Source organism: Salinimicrobium tongyeongense, assembly GCF_026109735.1.
In the GTDB taxonomy this organism is placed as follows: Bacteria; Bacteroidota; Bacteroidia; order Flavobacteriales; family Flavobacteriaceae; genus Salinimicrobium; species Salinimicrobium tongyeongense.
In genome coordinates this window covers 1,158,771-1,174,895 of the sequence record NZ_CP069620.1, presented here as the reverse complement: position 1 = coordinate 1,174,895, position 16,125 = coordinate 1,158,771, and the positions used below count along the sequence as shown (strand labels likewise).

At 43.2% G+C, this 16,125-nt stretch carries 16 protein-coding genes and 1 tRNA gene; 13 read left to right on the top strand and 4 right to left on the bottom strand.

All coding sequences use genetic code 11. The annotated features are described in order from the left end of the window. The first annotated feature begins 190 nt into the window (after positions 1-190). The 7 genes from topA (at position 191) to JRG66_RS05110 (ending at position 9,694) form a co-directional block, all read left to right on the top strand. Positions 191-2,734: a type I DNA topoisomerase gene (gene topA, locus JRG66_RS05140; RefSeq protein ID WP_265164717.1), complete on the top strand. Its 2,544-nt coding sequence runs from the start codon at positions 191-193 to the stop codon at positions 2,732-2,734. Between the two features lie 3 nt (positions 2,735-2,737). Continuing rightward, positions 2,738-3,889 (top strand): formimidoylglutamase, encoded by a 1,152-nt coding sequence (locus tag JRG66_RS05135; RefSeq protein WP_265164715.1) that lies wholly within the window; start codon positions 2,738-2,740, stop codon positions 3,887-3,889. Positions 3,890-4,001: 112 nt separating this feature from the next. Further along, positions 4,002-5,357 carry a T9SS ring complex lipoprotein PorK/GldK gene (porK, locus tag JRG66_RS05130; protein WP_265164714.1) on the top strand — a complete coding sequence of 452 codons (1,356 nt, stop codon included), beginning with the start codon at positions 4,002-4,004 and terminating at the stop codon, positions 5,355-5,357. A 54-nt stretch (positions 5,358-5,411) separates the two neighbouring features. Further along, positions 5,412-6,056 carry a type IX secretion system motor protein PorL/GldL gene (porL, locus tag JRG66_RS05125; RefSeq protein ID WP_265164713.1) on the top strand — a complete coding sequence of 215 codons (645 nt, stop codon included), beginning with the start codon at positions 5,412-5,414 and terminating at the stop codon, positions 6,054-6,056. Between the two features lie 57 nt (positions 6,057-6,113). Further along, positions 6,114-7,658, top strand: a complete 1,545-nt coding sequence (gene porM, locus JRG66_RS05120) for a type IX secretion system motor protein PorM/GldM (protein ID WP_265164712.1) — start codon at positions 6,114-6,116, stop codon at positions 7,656-7,658. Positions 7,659-7,669: 11 nt separating this feature from the next. Next, the gene (gene porN / locus JRG66_RS05115) at positions 7,670-8,563 is read left to right on the top strand and encodes a type IX secretion system ring subunit PorN/GldN (RefSeq protein WP_265164710.1); all 894 of its coding nucleotides are present in this window, start codon (positions 7,670-7,672) and stop codon (positions 8,561-8,563) included. A gap of 72 nt (positions 8,564-8,635) precedes the next feature. Next, entirely contained in the window at positions 8,636-9,694 is a 1,059-nt protein-coding gene (locus tag JRG66_RS05110; RefSeq protein WP_265164709.1) for an NAD(P)/FAD-dependent oxidoreductase, read from the top strand. Here the strand turns inward: JRG66_RS05110 and JRG66_RS05105 are convergent. Next, on the bottom strand, positions 9,691-10,077 hold the full coding sequence (locus JRG66_RS05105) for a DUF983 domain-containing protein (RefSeq protein WP_265164708.1): 387 nt from the start codon (positions 10,075-10,077) through the stop codon (positions 9,691-9,693). The two genes, JRG66_RS05110 and JRG66_RS05105, sit on opposite strands and share 4 nt — an antisense overlap. Positions 10,078-10,297: 220 nt before the next feature. Here JRG66_RS05105 and JRG66_RS05100 point away from each other — a divergent pair, with 220 nt between their 5' ends. The 5 genes from JRG66_RS05100 to JRG66_RS05080 all read left to right on the top strand — a co-directional run bounded on the left by JRG66_RS05100 (position 10,298) and on the right by JRG66_RS05080 (position 13,499). Beyond that, on the top strand, positions 10,298-12,208 hold the full coding sequence (locus JRG66_RS05100; RefSeq protein ID WP_265164706.1) for an ABC-F family ATP-binding cassette domain-containing protein: 1,911 nt from the start codon (positions 10,298-10,300) through the stop codon (positions 12,206-12,208). Positions 12,209-12,210: 2 nt separating this feature from the next. After that, positions 12,211-12,393 carry a CPXCG motif-containing cysteine-rich protein gene (locus JRG66_RS05095; RefSeq protein WP_265164705.1) on the top strand — a complete coding sequence of 61 codons (183 nt, stop codon included), beginning with the start codon at positions 12,211-12,213 and terminating at the stop codon, positions 12,391-12,393. A 69-nt stretch (positions 12,394-12,462) separates the two neighbouring features. Further along, on the top strand, positions 12,463-12,816 hold the full coding sequence (locus JRG66_RS05090) for a SpoIIAA family protein (protein WP_265164703.1): 354 nt from the start codon (positions 12,463-12,465) through the stop codon (positions 12,814-12,816). Between the two features lie 54 nt (positions 12,817-12,870). Then, positions 12,871-12,943 (top strand) — tRNA-Met (locus tag JRG66_RS05085). 109 nt (positions 12,944-13,052) lie between these two features. Further along, positions 13,053-13,499 carry a hypothetical protein gene (locus JRG66_RS05080; RefSeq protein WP_265164702.1) on the top strand — a complete coding sequence of 149 codons (447 nt, stop codon included), beginning with the start codon at positions 13,053-13,055 and terminating at the stop codon, positions 13,497-13,499. A 251-nt stretch (positions 13,500-13,750) separates the two neighbouring features. Here the strand turns inward: JRG66_RS05080 and JRG66_RS05075 are convergent, their stop codons facing one another. The 3 genes from JRG66_RS05075 to JRG66_RS05065 all read right to left on the bottom strand — a co-directional run bounded on the left by JRG66_RS05075 (position 13,751) and on the right by JRG66_RS05065 (position 15,336). Further along, the gene (locus JRG66_RS05075; RefSeq protein ID WP_265164700.1) at positions 13,751-13,966 is read right to left on the bottom strand and encodes a hypothetical protein; all 216 of its coding nucleotides are present in this window, start codon (positions 13,964-13,966) and stop codon (positions 13,751-13,753) included. A gap of 77 nt (positions 13,967-14,043) precedes the next feature. After that, positions 14,044-14,415: a hypothetical protein gene (locus tag JRG66_RS05070; protein WP_265164698.1), complete on the bottom strand. Its 372-nt coding sequence runs from the start codon at positions 14,413-14,415 to the stop codon at positions 14,044-14,046. 384 nt (positions 14,416-14,799) lie between these two features. Further along, entirely contained in the window at positions 14,800-15,336 is a 537-nt protein-coding gene (locus JRG66_RS05065) for a gamma carbonic anhydrase family protein (protein ID WP_265164697.1), read from the bottom strand. Between the two features lie 137 nt (positions 15,337-15,473). Between JRG66_RS05065 and JRG66_RS05060 the strand changes: the two genes are divergently transcribed. Continuing rightward, complete coding sequence (locus tag JRG66_RS05060; protein ID WP_265164696.1) at positions 15,474-16,100, top strand: DUF4403 family protein; 627 nt, start codon at positions 15,474-15,476, stop codon at positions 16,098-16,100. Positions 16,101-16,125: the final 25 nt, after the last annotated feature.

Below are 16,125 nucleotides of genomic sequence, written 5' to 3'. Positions count from 1 at the left end.
ATCCCTATATAATATGACTGAAGTATAAATTCTTCATATAAAATTCAGAATAAATTACAGGGAAGGCGGGTTGTGCATTTTAAGTTAATTGCCAAATTATTGTTTAGGGGCAGGGTTGAGCGGATAAAAATTTGTGATTTGCAGCCATATTTAAAAATTCCCATACTTTTGCAAAACAAAAAATGATACTATGGCAAAGAATTTAGTGATTGTAGAGTCCCCCGCAAAGGCTAAAACTATTGAGAAATTTCTCGGCAAAGATTACACTGTTGCTTCCAGTTTTGGTCATATTGCCGACTTGCCAGCAAAAGAGCTGGGCGTAGATACCGAGGGCGATTTTACTCCTAAATATATAGTGTCTAAAGACAAGAAAGACGTTGTTAAAAAACTGAAGAGCCTTGCAAAGAGCGCCGAGATGGTTTGGCTGGCGAGTGATGAAGACCGGGAGGGGGAAGCTATTGCGTGGCACCTGGCCGAAGAGCTGGATCTTGATAAGAACAAAACCAAAAGGATCGTTTTTCACGAGATCACAAAATCGGCTATTCTCAGAGCAATCGAAAACCCAAGAGGGATCAATTACAACCTGGTAAATGCCCAGCAGGCACGGCGTGTGTTGGACAGGCTTGTGGGCTATGAGCTTTCTCCTGTGCTTTGGAGAAAAGTAAAAGGAGGCCTTTCGGCAGGAAGGGTTCAAAGTGTGTCGGTGAGGTTGATTGTGGAGAGAGAGCGCGAAATTCAGGGTTTTATTCCTGAAGCTTCCTTCAGGATTGATGCCGAATTTACCAATGAGGAAGGTAAATCTTTCAAAGCAAAACTTCCTAAAAATTTTGATACCAAGGCTGAAGCCGAACAGTTCCTTTCAGATAACCTGGGTGCGAATTTCAAGGTGGCCGATCTTACGACCAAACCGGCTAAAAAGTCCCCGGCACCACCCTTTACAACCTCAACACTTCAGCAGGAAGCTGCCCGAAAATTATATTTTTCAGTAAGTAAGACCATGACCATGGCGCAGCGTCTCTATGAGGCGGGGCATATTACTTATATGAGAACCGATAGCGTCAACCTTTCTGATGACGCAAGAAAAGGTGCCAAAAAAGAGATTTTAGACGCCTACGGTGAAAAGTACAGCAAGACACGTCAATTCAAAGGAAAAACAAAAGGGGCGCAGGAAGCTCACGAGGCCATTAGGCCAACAAATTTTGCGGCCCACAGCGTGCAGGCCGATCGCGATGAACAGCGCCTGTATGAATTGATCTGGAAACGTGCCATAGCTTCCCAAATGAGCGAAGCCGAACTGGAAAGGACCAATGTGAAAATTGAAGCCGATAAGCACGATAAACAGTTCACTGCCAACGGGGAGGTTTTAAAATTTGAGGGTTTCCTGAAAGTTTACCTGGAAGGCCGCGACGAAGAGGATGAAGAATTACAGGAACAGGAAGGCATGTTGCCGGCACTACGGGTGAACGAAAAACTTGAAAATAATCATATCACGGCCACCGAGAGATTTACACGGCCCCCTTACCGCTATACTGAAGCTTCTTTGGTAAAGAAACTCGAAGAGCTGGGAATAGGACGCCCGTCTACCTACGCGCCAACCATTTCTACAATTCAAAACCGGAATTATATCGAAAAAGGATCGGTTGACGGGGTGGAGCGTGATTATGTGCAGCTTACATTAAAAGCTGAAAAAATCAGCGAAAAGAAACTTACGGAAACTGTAGGTAGTGATAAGGGCAAACTTGTGCCAACCGATGTTGGGATGGTGGTGAACGATTTTCTTGTCAACCATTTCTCAAGCATCCTCGATTACAACTTTACCGCCAAGGTAGAGCAGGATTTTGATGATATTGCTGAAGGAAATGAGGAGTGGACCAAGATGATGAAAGATTTCTACAGTGATTTTCACCCTCATGTGCTCGATGTTGCCCAAAATGCGGAAAGGGAAGTTGGCGAAAGAATTTTAGGGGAAGATCCTGTTACCGGAAAGCCGGTGAGTGTGCGGCTCGGGAAATTTGGACCCATGGTGCAGATGGGATCTGTAGAGGATGAGGAGAAGCCAAAATTTGCCAGCCTTTCTCCAGATCAAACCCTTGATTCAGTCACTTTTGAAGAGGCGATGGAGCTGTTTAAACTTCCGAAGGAACTAGGGGAATATGAAGGGGAAAAAGTGGAAGTGAACAACGGGCGTTTTGGCCCTTACGTGCGCTACGGGAAAAAATTCGTTTCGCTTGAAAAAGGGGAAGATCCTATAGCCGTAACCATGGATCGTGCGCTCGAGTTGATCAAGGCAAAAGAAAAAGCCGATGCGCCTATCTATGAATACAAAGATCTTCCGGTTCAAAAAGGGGTGGGGCGTTTTGGGCCTTACCTCAAATGGAACGACATGTTCATAAACGTGAACAAAAAGTATGATTTTGATAATCTTTCCGCAGAAGATATTGAAGAGCTTATTGAAGATAAGATAAGGAAAGAGCGCGAGAAGGTGATCCATAACTGGGAAGAGGAAGGAATCAGGGTAGAGAAAGCCAGGTGGGGACGTTCAAATATTATTAAAGGCAAGACAAAAATTGAATTGCCAAAGACTGTAGATGCTGCAAAACTGAGTCTTGAAGAGGTGAAGGACATACTCGAGAAAAAAGCTCCCAAGAAAAAGGCCGCTAAAAAAACTGCCGCTTCAAAGAAGACCGGGACCAAGAAAACCACCCGTAAAAAAACTGTTTCCAAAAAGGAGTAATTTATGGAATTCGATTTTCTTACGCCGGTGAAAGAGGAATTGGCAGCTCAAGGTAACCGCCTTGGGGCGTCCCTGCGCATTCATCTTGAGAATAGGGCCTTTCCCGATCTAGAGGGCGTTAAAATTGCCTTTTTTGGGATCCTTGAAGATCGTTTGGATGAGGAACCTACAGGAGAGCCGTTTGATTTTGATAATATAAGGAGGGAGTTCTATAATTTATATGCCGGTAACTGGCATTTGCCCATGGCCGATTTGGGGGATATCCAAAAAGGGAATTCTGAAGAAGATACTTTTTTTGCGGTACAATCGGTGGTGAACTACTGTCTCAAAAATGGCATTATTCCGGTGCTTCTTGGAGGTGGCGAAGATTTACTTTATGCGCAGTACAGGGCTTATGACGGGGTGGAGCAGATGGTGAACCTGGTGAATATAGACGCTAAATTTGATCTTGGTGATGCCGATAAGCCAATAAGCAACCATTCGTATGTGGGAAAGATGGTGGTGACAAAGCCGTACAATCTTTTCAATTATTCAAATTTGGGGTACCAGACTTATTTCAACTCGCAGGACGAGATCGAGTTGATGGAGCGGCTGTTTTTTGATGCCATAAGGCTGGGGGAAGTATCGGCTGATATTACTGCTATTGAGCCGGTAATGCGCGATGCCAACCTTGTGGGGCTTGATTTGAATGCGGTTAGTGCCGGTGCACTTGGTAATTACCGTCTTAAATCGCCCAATGGTTTTGATGGAAAGGAAATTTGTGCTTTGGCGAGATATGCAGGTATTAGCGACAAGGTGACTTCATTTGGGGTTTTTGAATATACATCGCGCCTCAATTTCCCGGCTTCCAATATGTTGGTGGCTCAAATACTATGGTATTTTGTTGAGGGAGTGAATTTTAGGAAAAATGAAAATACTATTTCCTCTAAAAAAGAGTTTATTAGGTATCAGGTGCCAATAGACGATGAGGTCCTGGTTTTTTATAAAAGTCCGGTCAGTGGTCGCTGGTGGATAGAAATTCCATTTATTTCCCCGGCAAATAATAAACTTAAAAGGCATACGTTATTACCTTGCACGCAAGGAGATTACCTTGACGCCTGTAATCAAATCATCCCTGAGAGGTGGTATAAAACGAAAAGGAAAAACGAAATTTAAATGATATAAACATTTGTAGCTTCTGCATTTTAACTAAATAAATTGTTTATTAGAAAATAAATAAATAGGTTTACTGCCTTGGAGCTATTATGTCCTAACTTTGAGAGATATTATGAGGAAAATTTTTTCGCTTATTGCTGTAATTTCTGTTTTGGCCTCTTGTGGCCGCGGTGATCAGGGGCAATTGGTTGGTGCGCAGGGAAAGAAATGGCATCCCGAAAAACCATTGGGAATGACATTAATTCCCGGTGGCGCTTTTATTATGGGTAAGAGTGATGACGACATTGCCGGCCTGAACAATGCACCGCCAAAAACCGTTACAGTTCGTTCCTTTTATATGGACGAGACAGAAATTACCAATGCGGAGTATCGCCAGTTCGTAAATTGGGTGAAAGATTCAATCACCCGAATGAAGCTTGCGATTTTTGCCGAGGAAATTGGTGAAACCCCTGGAACGGGTGGAATTGGTGAATTTGCCTTTGCCGATAGCGAAGAAGGTGAAATGACCCCGTATGAGCAATACATGTACGATAACTACTTCAGCCTTGGGGGTTATGAAGGCAGAAAGATCAATAAAGATGTAGATATTATTTGGGACACCAGAGATTACCCCGATGCATATTATGCCGAGGTGATGGATACCCTTTATATTCCTATTGAAGAAGCCTACAACGGTCAGCGTTCTTTTGACGTGAACCACCTAAAATTCCGTTACACCTGGATGGACGTTAGTGGCGCCGCAAGAGCAGAACCCGGAAGACGTACCGATTTTATCGAAACCGAAGAAATTAAAATTTATCCCGATACCACCGTCTGGATCAAGGATTTTAACTATTCTTACAATGAGCCCATGCACAACGATTATTTTTGGCATGAGGCTTATGGTGAATACCCGGTGGTTGGGGTTTCGTGGAAACAGGCCCGTGCTTTTGCACAGTGGAGAACCCTTTACCACAACGCTTACCGAAAATCTAGAGGCAAGCACAATGTGAATTCTTACCGTTTGCCTACAGAGGCCGAATGGGAATATGCAGCCCGGGGCGGACTGGAATCTGCTACTTATCCATGGGGTGGGCCTTATACCAAGAACGACCGCGGTTGCTTTATGGCTAACTTCAAACCTCTAAGAGGAGATTACGCAGCAGACCAGGCTCTGTACACCGTAGAAGCCAAATCTTATGAGCCTAACGATTATGGGCTTTATAACATGGCCGGTAACGTGGCCGAATGGGTGTTCTCATCTTACGATCCCGCATCTTATGAGTATTCTTCATCCATGAACCCTTCGGTTAACGATGAGGCCAATATGAAAAAAGTTGTGCGTGGCGGGTCATGGAAAGATGTGGCATATTTTCTTCAGGTGAGTTCGCGTGATTACGAATACGCAGATTCTGCCCGTAGTTATATAGGCTTCAGAACCGTACAGGATTATTTGGGGACAGACCTTACCCTTAATCAAACAAGATAAACAATCCCTATTTCATAAATAACCTATTAAAAAAGAACTAAATTTTTATTTATCATGGCACAATCAAAGTCGAGTAAGAAATTAATGAATATGGTGTATGGTTTGGGTGCTTCTGTGGTTATCCTAGGAGCACTTTTTAAAATTATGCACTGGCCTTTCGGAAACCTCATGCTTATCATTGGTCTTATTGTAGAGGCAATTGTATTTGCTGTCTCTGCGTTTGAACCTGTAGATGATGAGGTAGACTGGTCTTTAGTTTATCCTGAACTAGCCGGTGGGGAAGCCACTGCCCGAAACAACCAGGCACTTGTGAGCAATGAGGAAACTGAAGGGATGTTGTCTAAGAAACTTGATAACATTTTGCGCGAGGCCAAGATTGATGCCAGCTTAATGAGCAGCCTTGGCGAAAGCATTAGGAATTTTGAAGGTGCCGCAAAAAATATTACCCCTACCGTAGATGCTATGGCTTCTCAAAAGAAGTACAGCGAAGAAATGAGCCTTGCAGCAAACCAGTTGGAGTCATTGAACAGCATTTATAAAGTACAGGTAGAATCTGCTTCACGCCAGGCAGAAGTAAATGAGGCAGTTGCCGAAAACGCTGATAGATTGAACAAGCAAATGGAGTCTCTGGCTTCAAATCTTTCTTCTCTAAACAATGTTTATGGAGGAATGCTTTCTGCTATGCACGTTAAGGCTTAAAAGCAAGTTTTGCTTTTGCCGCTAAAAAAAATTAAAAGAACAAACTAAAATTAGAGAATGGCGTCTGGAAAACAATCCCCAAGACAGAAGATGATTAACCTAATGTATCTGGTTTTCATCGCGATGATGGCTCTAAATATGTCCAAAGAAGTGCTTACTGCCTTTGGAATGATCAACGAAAGTTTAGCCGAATCAAATGCCTCTGTTACTGAACGAAATGCCGCTGCAATTGCAGGTTTGGCAACAAAAGCTCAGGAGCAGCCGGCAAAATACGTTCCGTTGCAGGAAAAAGCGGAGCAAATTCACACCTTAACAACTAATTTCACTACTTATATTGATAATCTAAAGGAAAAAGCCCTTGAAGATATTGAAGGGGAAGAGCGTCAGGATTACGAGGCGATGGATCAATCTGCTAAGCTTGATGAATACCTTTTCTCAAGCGGGCAGCCAAGTGAAGCCGGAAAAGAATTTCTTGCCGAAATTGAAAAATACCGCGAAGGTGTTGCAAATGTATTAGGAGAAGATTTTTCTCAAATTGCATCTGAAGTCAGAAGAGAATTTAGCACAGAACCAGTTGTAGATGGTGAAGGTGTAAAACGCCCATGGTTATCATATAACTTTGAAGGGTTTCCGCTAATTGCATCTATTACAAAACTTACCCAAATGCAGGGGGACGCAAAATCTGCAGAAAATGATGCACTTTCGGCAATGCTTTCGGGCCAATTGCAAAGCGATGTTTCCTTAACTAATTACGAAGCTATTGTGATCCCCGATAAGACCGCCTTCTTCAGTGGAGAGCAGTTCTCAGGAAAAGTTGTTTTGGGAAGGGTAGATCCGTCACTTCGATTTGAGAATGTTGTGATCAACGGTAATGAAGTAGCGTCTACACAGGCCGGGCAGGTGCAGCTTAAATTTCCTGCAGGAAATGTAGGTGAGCAAAAAATCACCGGTCAGCTTCAGTTTAAAGAAGGAGATTCTATTGTAGAAATTCCTGTGAACAGTTCTTATAGCGTAATTCCGAAGCCAAATTCCGCAGTAATATCAGCAGATAAAATGAACGTGGTGTACCGGGGGGTGGCAAACCCAATGACCATCTCTATACCAGGAGTGGGTAATGTATCGGCAAATGCGCCGGGGCTTAGATCTGCCGGTGGAGCCGGAAATTACGTTATGGATGTTACCACCTTGCAGGCTCGTGAAGTAACCATCAACGTAAGTGGTGAACTTCCGGGAGGAGAAAAAGTAAGCGACAGTAAAACATTCAGAGTACGCGATATTCCAAGACCTGTTGGAACCGTAAGAGGGGAAGACGGTACTGTGAGGATGCAGCGTCAAAACCTTGAAATTTCAACCATTGGTGCAAGCCTGCCCGACTTCGAATTTGATGTTGACCTAAGGGTGACCGGCTTTAAATTTCGTGTGCCGGGCCAACCTACCATTCAGGTTAGGGGGCAAAAGCTTGACCAGAGTGCTATTGGAGCCCTTAGAAGAGCAGGCAGGGGTGAAACAATCCAGATCTTTGATGTGGAAGCCCAACTGGCCGGAAACTCAGGATATAAGCTAAAGCAGGTATCTCCGGTACTGGTTGAATTAACAAATTAAATCATTAGAACATGAACTGGAACCAATTATTGTTAGGATTATGCGGATTGCTCGTTTCGGTGACCTCTTTTGGCCAAAGCAACCTTCTTAACGCCAAAAGTCCCGACGAGATAGGAGCTCCAACCAGAGCCGAGCTTACCTATGGAAAGAACGATCCTTTGGAATATGGATATGTGGATGACAGGGATGTGCTGTGGGCAAAAACCACCTGGGAGATCATAGATCTTGACGAAAGGGTGAATTTTCCGCTGTATTATCCTATAGATACTAACCAGATTGGTGGTTCGAGACGCTCTCTTTACGACGTGCTCGTAGCCGGGATCAAAAGCGGAAAGATCAAAAATATCTATGCCGATTCTTACTTCAATGACAAACGTACCCTGAATGACATCCAGGCAGCATTGTCTAAGGTAGATACTACAGATCTTGGTATTGAGCAGTACAACGCCGGGGAAGAGATTGATCCGCAGTACATCAGCCGAAGGGATATCTCTTCAGCCGATATTGCCGAGTACCACATTCGCGGGTACTGGTATTTTGATAAGCGCCAGGCCGAGCTTAAGTACAGGCTGCTGGCCATTGCACCGGTTGCCCCCGATGTTAACTTTATAGACCAGGGTGGGGCTTCTGCTTTAGTAGAGCTCTTCTGGGTGTGGTTTCCGGGTGCAAGGGAAGTGTTGAACGAAGCTTACGCCTTTAACCCCGATAATACTTCAAACCCTGTGTCATTTGACCATTTGCTCAACTCGCGAAGGTTCAACGCAGTGATTTATGCTGAAGATAACGTACAGGGCAACCGCCAGGTAGACGACTACATAAGCAACAATGCCTTTATGCAGTTACTGGAGTCTAAAAGGATAAAAGAGCAGATAAGGAATTTTGAACAAGATATGTGGAACTACTAAACTGTTCGCATGAATGAATTTATAACGCCTTTTCCTTCCGAAAAGGCGTTTTTTTATATCTAATTTTGTAACATGAAAGACTATATTATTGTTGGGGCAGGCCTTAGCGGAACCTGCCTTGCATACAGGCTCGAAAAAGCCGGAAAATCCTTTGTTGTTTTTGATGATGGCAGCCAGGAAGCCTCAAAAGTGGCCGGCGGCTTCATGAACCCGGTGATCCTGAAACGCTTTACCCTTGCCTGGAAAGCCGATGTACAACTCGCAAAAGCTTACGATTTCTATAAGGAGATGGAAAAGCATCTCCAAAAGACCTTTTTAGGCCCTCTTGAGGTCTACAGGCGGTTCTCGTCTGTAGAAGAGCAGAACAACTGGTTTGCCGCGGCCGATAAGCCTAAAATCGCCCCTTTTCTCGATACAAAACTTGTCGCTTCGGTGAATAAGCATATTCCCGGCAAATTTTCCTTCGGAAAAGTATTGAAAACCTCCCGAATTGATCCGCGTTACCTTCTGGAATCCTATTCTGAACACCTTCAGGAGAAAGGCTGGCTGTTACAGGATACCTTTGATCATAATGCACTGCAATTAACAGGTTCGGGCGTTCAGTATAAAAACACAGCTGCCAAAAATGTCATTTTTTGCGAAGGTTTCGGGCTTCAGCAAAATCCGTTTTTCAGCTATCTTCCGTTAAGGGGGAATAAAGGGGAATACATCATCATAAAAGCCCCGAACCTCGACCTGGAAGTGGGTGTAAAATCGTCTATCTTTATATTTCCGGCAGGGGGAGACCACTACGCCGTGGGGGCAACCTATAGCAATACCGATAAAACCCCCGAACCTACACAGGCCGCCCGGGAGGAACTTGTTGAAAAACTGAAGGACCTCATAAAAACCGATTTTGAGGTGGTAGGCCAGGTAGCAGGCTTGCGGCCTTCTACCATAGACCGCAGGCCAATGCTGGGGCAGCACCCAGAGCACAAGAATTTGTACACCTGCAATGGTTTTGGGAGTCGCGGGATTCTCATAGCTCCTTCAGTTTCCGAAGAACTTCTGGACTTTATTGAAGAAGGAAAAGCCCTTGACCCCGAAGTTGATATCTCCAGGTTTACCAAAAAATGGTATAAAAGAGCTTAGCTTTTTGCCTTTTTTGGATCATAACTAAAAAAGAAGTTGATCCAGATATTCCTGCTCCACCGAACTATGACCGGCAGGAATATAACCAGCGTGGCCACAATAATGATAAAGGTGGGCAGCAGGGGCAGGCTTAAAAAGAAGTAAGAGATCACAAAAGCGGCGGTGGCGAAGGCAATTCCCACCGCATAGCTCACATACATGGCACCAAAAAAGAAAGAAGGTTCCATTTTGTACTTGGTGCCGCAATTTGAGCAGCGATCGTGCATGGCAAAGAGCTTCGAGACCTTGTAAGGGTTACTTGCCTTATACATACTCTCTTCCTGGCACACCGGGCATGTGCCGGTGAAAATACTGTAGAGTTTATTTCCTTTTAAAGAATTCATAAGCTTGGGTAAGAGTTACAAATTTACGCATCTTTCGGTTAAAGAATAAGACTTCGGAAGGCTTTTCCGAAGCCGGAAAATGTAGTGCTTAAAATGGCATTTTCCGAAGTAATACTGGCAGTAATTTTGAGTGTGATTGGTTTTTAATTAGTTATATCAATAAAGAGCTTCTTTTTTTACCCTGAAAAAATGAGCATCTTTGCAGAAATTTTGAAGAGGAATGTTGAATATCCATAATTTATCGGTCGCCTTTGGCGGAGAGTATTTGTTTGAAGAGATCACCTTTAGGCTTGGTGGTGGTGACAGGGTGGGGCTAATAGGTAAGAACGGTGCCGGAAAATCTACCATGCTCAAGATCCTCTCGGGCGAAATGGAACCCGATACAGGGCAAATTGCAGCCGATAAAGACCTGAAAATAGGTTTTCTTAAGCAGGATATAGATTTTGTGGAAGGGCGTACGGTGCTTGAAGAATCTTATGAGGCCTTTGAAGAGATCAAGAAACTGGAAAAGCAGCTGGAACAAATCAACACTCAGCTGGCCGAACGTACCGATTATGAGAGTGACGCATATCACCAGCTTATGGTAGACCTCAACGATGTGCAGCACCAGTATGAGATTCACGGCGGGTACAATTACCAGGGGGAGACAGAGCGCATTTTGCAGGGGCTTGGTTTTAAAAGGGAAGATTTTAATAAGCTCACCAATACCTTTTCGGGAGGATGGAGAATGCGAATTGAACTTGCAAAATTGCTGCTGCAGCAAAACGACATTCTTCTGCTTGATGAGCCTACCAACCACCTCGATATTGAATCTATTATCTGGCTCGAAGGGTTTTTGAACAATTATCCCGGGGCTGTGGTCATCGTGTCTCACGATAAGATGTTCCTTGATAATGTGACCAACCGGACGATTGAAATCTCCCTGGGAAGGATTTACGATTTCAATAAACCGTATTCAAAATACCTTGTACTTCGGAAGGAATTGAGGGAGCAACAGCTGGCTTCTCAAAAGAACCAGGAAAAGCAAATTCAGCAGACGGAAAAGCTGATTGAGAAATTCAGGGCCAAGGCTTCAAAGGCAAGCATGGCGCAATCGCTCATCAAGAAGCTCGACAAAATAGACCGTATTGAAGTAGATGAAGACGATAACTCGGTGATGAATGTAAAGTTTCCGGTTTCTGTAGTGCCCGGCAAAGTGGTCATTGAAGCTCATCATATCAGCAAGAGTTACGGGCATAAAAATGTACTGAAGGATATCGACCTGTTGATTGAACGGGATTCAAAAACTGCTTTTGTGGGACAAAACGGGCAGGGAAAATCTACCCTGGCCAAGATCCTGGTGGGGGAACTCGAGTATAAAGGAGATTTGAAATTGGGGCATAATGTGCAGATAGGGTATTTTGCGCAGAACCAGGCAGAATATCTTGACGGTTCCAAGACAGTTTTAGATACTATGATAGATGCTGCCAATGAAAAGAACCGGGCAAAGGTGAGAGACATACTCGGGTCTTTTTTATTCCGCGGTGATGAGGTAGATAAGTACGTGAGGGTGCTTTCTGGGGGAGAGCGAAATAGATTGGCATTGGCTAAAATGCTGCTTCAGCCTTTTAATGTGCTGGTAATGGATGAGCCTACCAACCACCTTGACATCAAATCTAAAAACGTTTTAAAAGACGCCCTGAAAAGCTTTGAAGGTACGCTCATCCTGGTGTCTCACGACAGGGATTTTCTTCAGGGGCTTACCAATAAGGTTTACGAGTTCAAAGACCACAGGATCAAAGAATATCTTGGGGATATAGATTATTACCTGGAGCAGCGAAAACTGGTAGATATGCGGGAGGTAGAGAAGAGGGATGTTGAAAAGCAGGGGCCTAAAGACAGTACGAATAAAGATTCTTACCAGAACCAGAAGAAACTGAAATCCCTTAACAATAAGCTGAGCAATATAGAAGCCCGTGTCACCAGGCTTGAGAAAGAGATCAAAGAAAAAGATATTGAGCTGGCGACAAATTATGAAGAGACCATTAAGAAGCCAGATTATCTTGAAAAGTACCAGGCAAAAAAGAAGGAGCTTGAAAAGGCCATGAAGGAGTGGGAGCAGGTACAGGAAGAACTTGAGCAGGTAAGTTAGGCATGTACGAGCATTTCTTTCATTGTCCTTATTGCTGGGAAGAGGTTTCTATGTTGCTCGACCCCAGCATAGCCCGGCAGGAGTATATAGAAGATTGTGAAGTGTGTTGCAACCCTATTGAAGTTACAGCTTCTTTTGAAGAAGGGGAATTGACTGCTTTTGATGTTAGGGATATGGGGCAGTAAGATATTAGGTCGTTAAGTAATTGATCTCTAATATTTTTCGTAAATTGGAGGAGCCTTACCTTCTTAAAAATGACAAATTCCTTTGCTTTTTCAGATGATGTAGTGGGGGTTTTGATCGACACCGAACTCAACGATGAGAAATTAGAAGAGATAACAAATCTTCTTGAGCAGAAGATGGAAAATAATCTCTCGGTGAGCCTTTATTTAGAAGATGAAAGCAAACAGGGCATTACTTTGTTAGCATACCTTAAAAGTCTGTTTTTTCACTATGCTCATCCTTATTCCATTCGCAAAGTTGCTATAGTGACCGACCTTAAATGGTTTCAGAGATCGATGGAAGCAAAAGACTTTATAATTGAAGCCGACCTTAAAACCTTTGATATCAGCGATCGGCTGGATGCAATGAACTGGGTGATGCAATAATTTAAAAAAAGCTTTGGAGAATTGAAAAATGACTGTATATTTGCAGTCCAATATCGCGGGATAGAGCAGTAGGTAGCTCGTCGGGCTCATAACCCGAAGGTCACAGGTTCGAGTCCTGTTCCCGCTACTAGCAAAACCACCTTCAAAAGAGGTGGTTTTTTATTTTATATGCTCTGGATTTACTTTGTGTTGCAATTTTGTTATAACTTTTCTCCCGATAATAATAAATCAGAATAATGAAAAAGGTATTTACATTACTGTTCATTTGTATTATGTTCACCGGCTGTGATGACACAGATGAAGGCATACTTTGTGCCACAGGGCCGGTCGGCTTAACATTTGAGGTGGTGGATAAAGAAACGGGCAAAAATTTATTCGCAAATGGATCTTATGAAGAAAATCAATTAACAATAGTCGATAAAAAAGGCGAAGCTGTAGAATTCAGCTTTTTGGCAGAACGCGAAGTGCTGAATGTATTGCTGGGCTGGGGGTCAAAATCTGATACATATACAGTAACCATCGGGGAAGAAATAACATTCACCATTGCCTTTACGCTGCAGGAATCGAGCAGCGGCGATTGTACTTCTACCAGCTTGACAGCATTAGAAATAGAGGGTGCCACTTTTGAAATAAGTGAGAATAGTGAAGTGGCCACCATACTAGTTAGTGCCGGGGGTAGTTAAAATGGATAAGAGAGATTTTTTATTCGGAAGGTTCCATTTCTATCAGATTTGTCCGATGAAATAACTGTAACAGGAGCTAAGGCCGCGAATTCGCCAATAATTCAGCCCAATTAGAGGTATAGAAGGATGGTTTTTAGCTTCTGAATATATTAGGAACCTTATTTAGGCGGCAATGTATTTTAATCCTTTTTGAAGTATTATGGGTATTCAAAAATGGCTTTTTCTGATGAATTTTTCGGAGGGAATGAAAATTAGCTTTTTGGCGGAAAAATGGAATTCATCTTTAGATCTGAATAATCCAGTTTTTGACCTTTCCACAGCAGCATCTTTTCTTCTTCATCTGTTGGGAAGCCGGGGTCGATATGTTTATCGATCACTACCGAATTTTCGTTGGTGATCACCCAAAAGGAAGCAGGTTTTCCATTGGTCCCGGTCCTAATCCAGATATATTGATGCCATTCGCTCAACTTGGAATCAAATTCGAGGTAAAGGGCAATTTCTTCCTCGTTCAGAGGGATATCAAAAGCCGATGGGTTGTGTGGCTTTAAAGTGCCCAGGTCGGTAAGGATTCCCCTTGTTCAGGTTTTAAGGATTCCTTTGCTGAATAGTTGAAAATGACATTTTTCCTGAGCTTTAAATTCGGAATGGGATCTTTGCCGTTTAAGGAAATGAGTACTGTTGCCACGGCGCCATTTAATTTTGACACTATAGTAGCCTGCGGATAGCTGTAAATGCCGCGGGAAGTCAATTCTTCTGAAAGCTGCTGATTCTTCTTTTCCAGGATCTCAATTTTTCCCAGTTGCTCTTCGAGCCGTTCTTCGGTCTTTAGGTTTTCCCTGGTCATTCCCAAAAAGAAGGATGCTGCTGCCACTGCAATCAGGGCCAGGGCCCAAATAAGATCTGAATTTATCTTCATTAACTATCGGGGGATTTTTGGTGCAATATAAGATTATCCCTTAAACTACCCTTAATTTAAGGTTTTTAGAAAACAGGAAAATAAAAAATGCAGCTTCAGTACCACTTTGGCAGCAGTACAGCACTGGTTAAAAACTGGTAAGTCTCTTCAGAAAAAAGATGTAGATACTTCTCCTTTTTCCGCAGAAAAGGGCAATAGAGAAATTTTATATAAGAAGTGCCCGTCTCTGGCACTCAATTTGCTCTCAAAGAGGAAAACCTGTATATGTCAAAAAGGGATATCATAAAGCTTTTCAATAACTCAAATGTGAGGTTAATCGCTATATTCCTTTTTGCGGCAGTGGCGGGTATTTTTCTTATTCTTTCCCTACACCAGTTGTGGTCTTTATAAAGGGCTCTGTTTTACCGGCTCATTGTCAAACCAGCTACTGTACATGATATAATTAGCGGCAGTTTTTTTGAGGTTGGCAATTTGGGCTTCAGATAATTTTTTAACCTTTTTTGCAGGAATTCCGGCGTAGATGTGGCCGGCTTCACAAACTGTTTTTTCGAGCACAACGGCCCCCGCCGCAATAATACAGCCTTCTTCAACTATAGCGTCATCCATCACAATGGCCCCCATCCCCACCAGGGAGCGATCTTTTATATGGCAGCCGTGAACTATTGCCCGGTGGCCTATAGAAACGTCATTTCCTATGGTGGTAGCTGCTTTTTTGTAGGTGCAGTGAATTACGGCACCATCCTGTATGTTCGTTCTGTCTCCAATGCGAATGGAATTTACGTCTCCTCTAATAACGGCAGTGAACCATACCGAACACTCGCTGCCCAAAGTGACATCTCCAACTATGGTCGCATTTTCTGCAATGAAACAATTTTTTCCTATTTCGGGGCTTTTTTCTTCTACGGGTAAGATAAGTGGCATAACAAAGATTTAGTGAGATAAATTTACGAAACCCCCGGCGTTTATTGTCTGCCGGTACTATAATTTTCCGGCTTTTTAAACAGAGTTGATTGGAAGGATAAAATTTACTATCTTCTGTTCTCTTCAACCAGAGAACTATGGAAGGAAATAATCCTGATAACAAGCATAATGTGATTTTACGACTGCCGGTGAGAATAGATTACCAGGTGCTTGAAGACTATCTGCAAAAGAAACTGCAGGGAAAGATCCTTAGCAAGGGAAAGGCTGGCGGGGAAACTTCCGATCATGCCCGAATTCAAAAGATCAGTCTTCAAAAAAGCCATTTAGAAGACTTTGACCTGGCCGTGCATGTACGCTTAAGCCTTCTCACCACATTTTTCAGAAATAAAGAAATTTCTGCCGTGGCCCATCTCGCCATAGCTTTTCATGAAGCAGAGCAGGAGGTGCTCATAAGGCGCTTTAAAGTGGAGGGGGAGAACAATGGCTGGTTTGTAAACACGCTGGTGGAGGCGCTTATCAACAATTTTCTGTATTCAAAGCTGAAATCGAAAATGAAGTTTGACATTAGGCCTGTAGTTGAAGCTCAACTGGAGAAGATCAATGAAAAACTGGCCAATGCCCTTGAAATTACAGACGGCGTGAACCTCACCGGGAAAATAAACGAACTCCGTATCCAGGAGATTATTGCCGGTCAGCGAAAGTTGCTGGTTTCGGTAAGTATTTTGGGGACTAATGTGCTCAATATTGAAAGTATCAACTTCTAGAAAAAAGGTTCCCATAATGCCATTT

Bases quoted from the DNA above. Each gene is read 5' to 3' on its own strand.
- topA (WP_265164717.1), top strand. From the start codon at position 191: ATGGCAAAGAATTTAGTGATTGTAGAGTCCCCCGCAAAGGCTAAAACT.
- JRG66_RS05135 (WP_265164715.1), top strand. From the start codon at position 2,738: ATGGAATTCGATTTTCTTACGCCGGTGAAAGAGGAATTGGCAGCTCAA.
- porK (WP_265164714.1), top strand. From the start codon at position 4,002: ATGAGGAAAATTTTTTCGCTTATTGCTGTAATTTCTGTTTTGGCCTCT.
- porL (WP_265164713.1), top strand. From the start codon at position 5,412: ATGGCACAATCAAAGTCGAGTAAGAAATTAATGAATATGGTGTATGGT.
- porM (WP_265164712.1), top strand. From the start codon at position 6,114: ATGGCGTCTGGAAAACAATCCCCAAGACAGAAGATGATTAACCTAATG.
- porN (WP_265164710.1), top strand. From the start codon at position 7,670: ATGAACTGGAACCAATTATTGTTAGGATTATGCGGATTGCTCGTTTCG.
- JRG66_RS05110 (WP_265164709.1), top strand. From the start codon at position 8,636: ATGAAAGACTATATTATTGTTGGGGCAGGCCTTAGCGGAACCTGCCTT.
- JRG66_RS05105 (WP_265164708.1), bottom strand. From the start codon at position 10,077: ATGAATTCTTTAAAAGGAAATAAACTCTACAGTATTTTCACCGGCACA.
- JRG66_RS05100 (WP_265164706.1), top strand. From the start codon at position 10,298: ATGTTGAATATCCATAATTTATCGGTCGCCTTTGGCGGAGAGTATTTG.
- JRG66_RS05095 (WP_265164705.1), top strand. From the start codon at position 12,211: ATGTACGAGCATTTCTTTCATTGTCCTTATTGCTGGGAAGAGGTTTCT.
- JRG66_RS05090 (WP_265164703.1), top strand. From the start codon at position 12,463: ATGACAAATTCCTTTGCTTTTTCAGATGATGTAGTGGGGGTTTTGATC.
- JRG66_RS05080 (WP_265164702.1), top strand. From the start codon at position 13,053: ATGAAAAAGGTATTTACATTACTGTTCATTTGTATTATGTTCACCGGC.
- JRG66_RS05070 (WP_265164698.1), bottom strand. From the start codon at position 14,415: ATGAAGATAAATTCAGATCTTATTTGGGCCCTGGCCCTGATTGCAGTG.
- JRG66_RS05065 (WP_265164697.1), bottom strand. From the start codon at position 15,336: ATGCCACTTATCTTACCCGTAGAAGAAAAAAGCCCCGAAATAGGAAAA.
- JRG66_RS05060 (WP_265164696.1), top strand. From the start codon at position 15,474: ATGGAAGGAAATAATCCTGATAACAAGCATAATGTGATTTTACGACTG.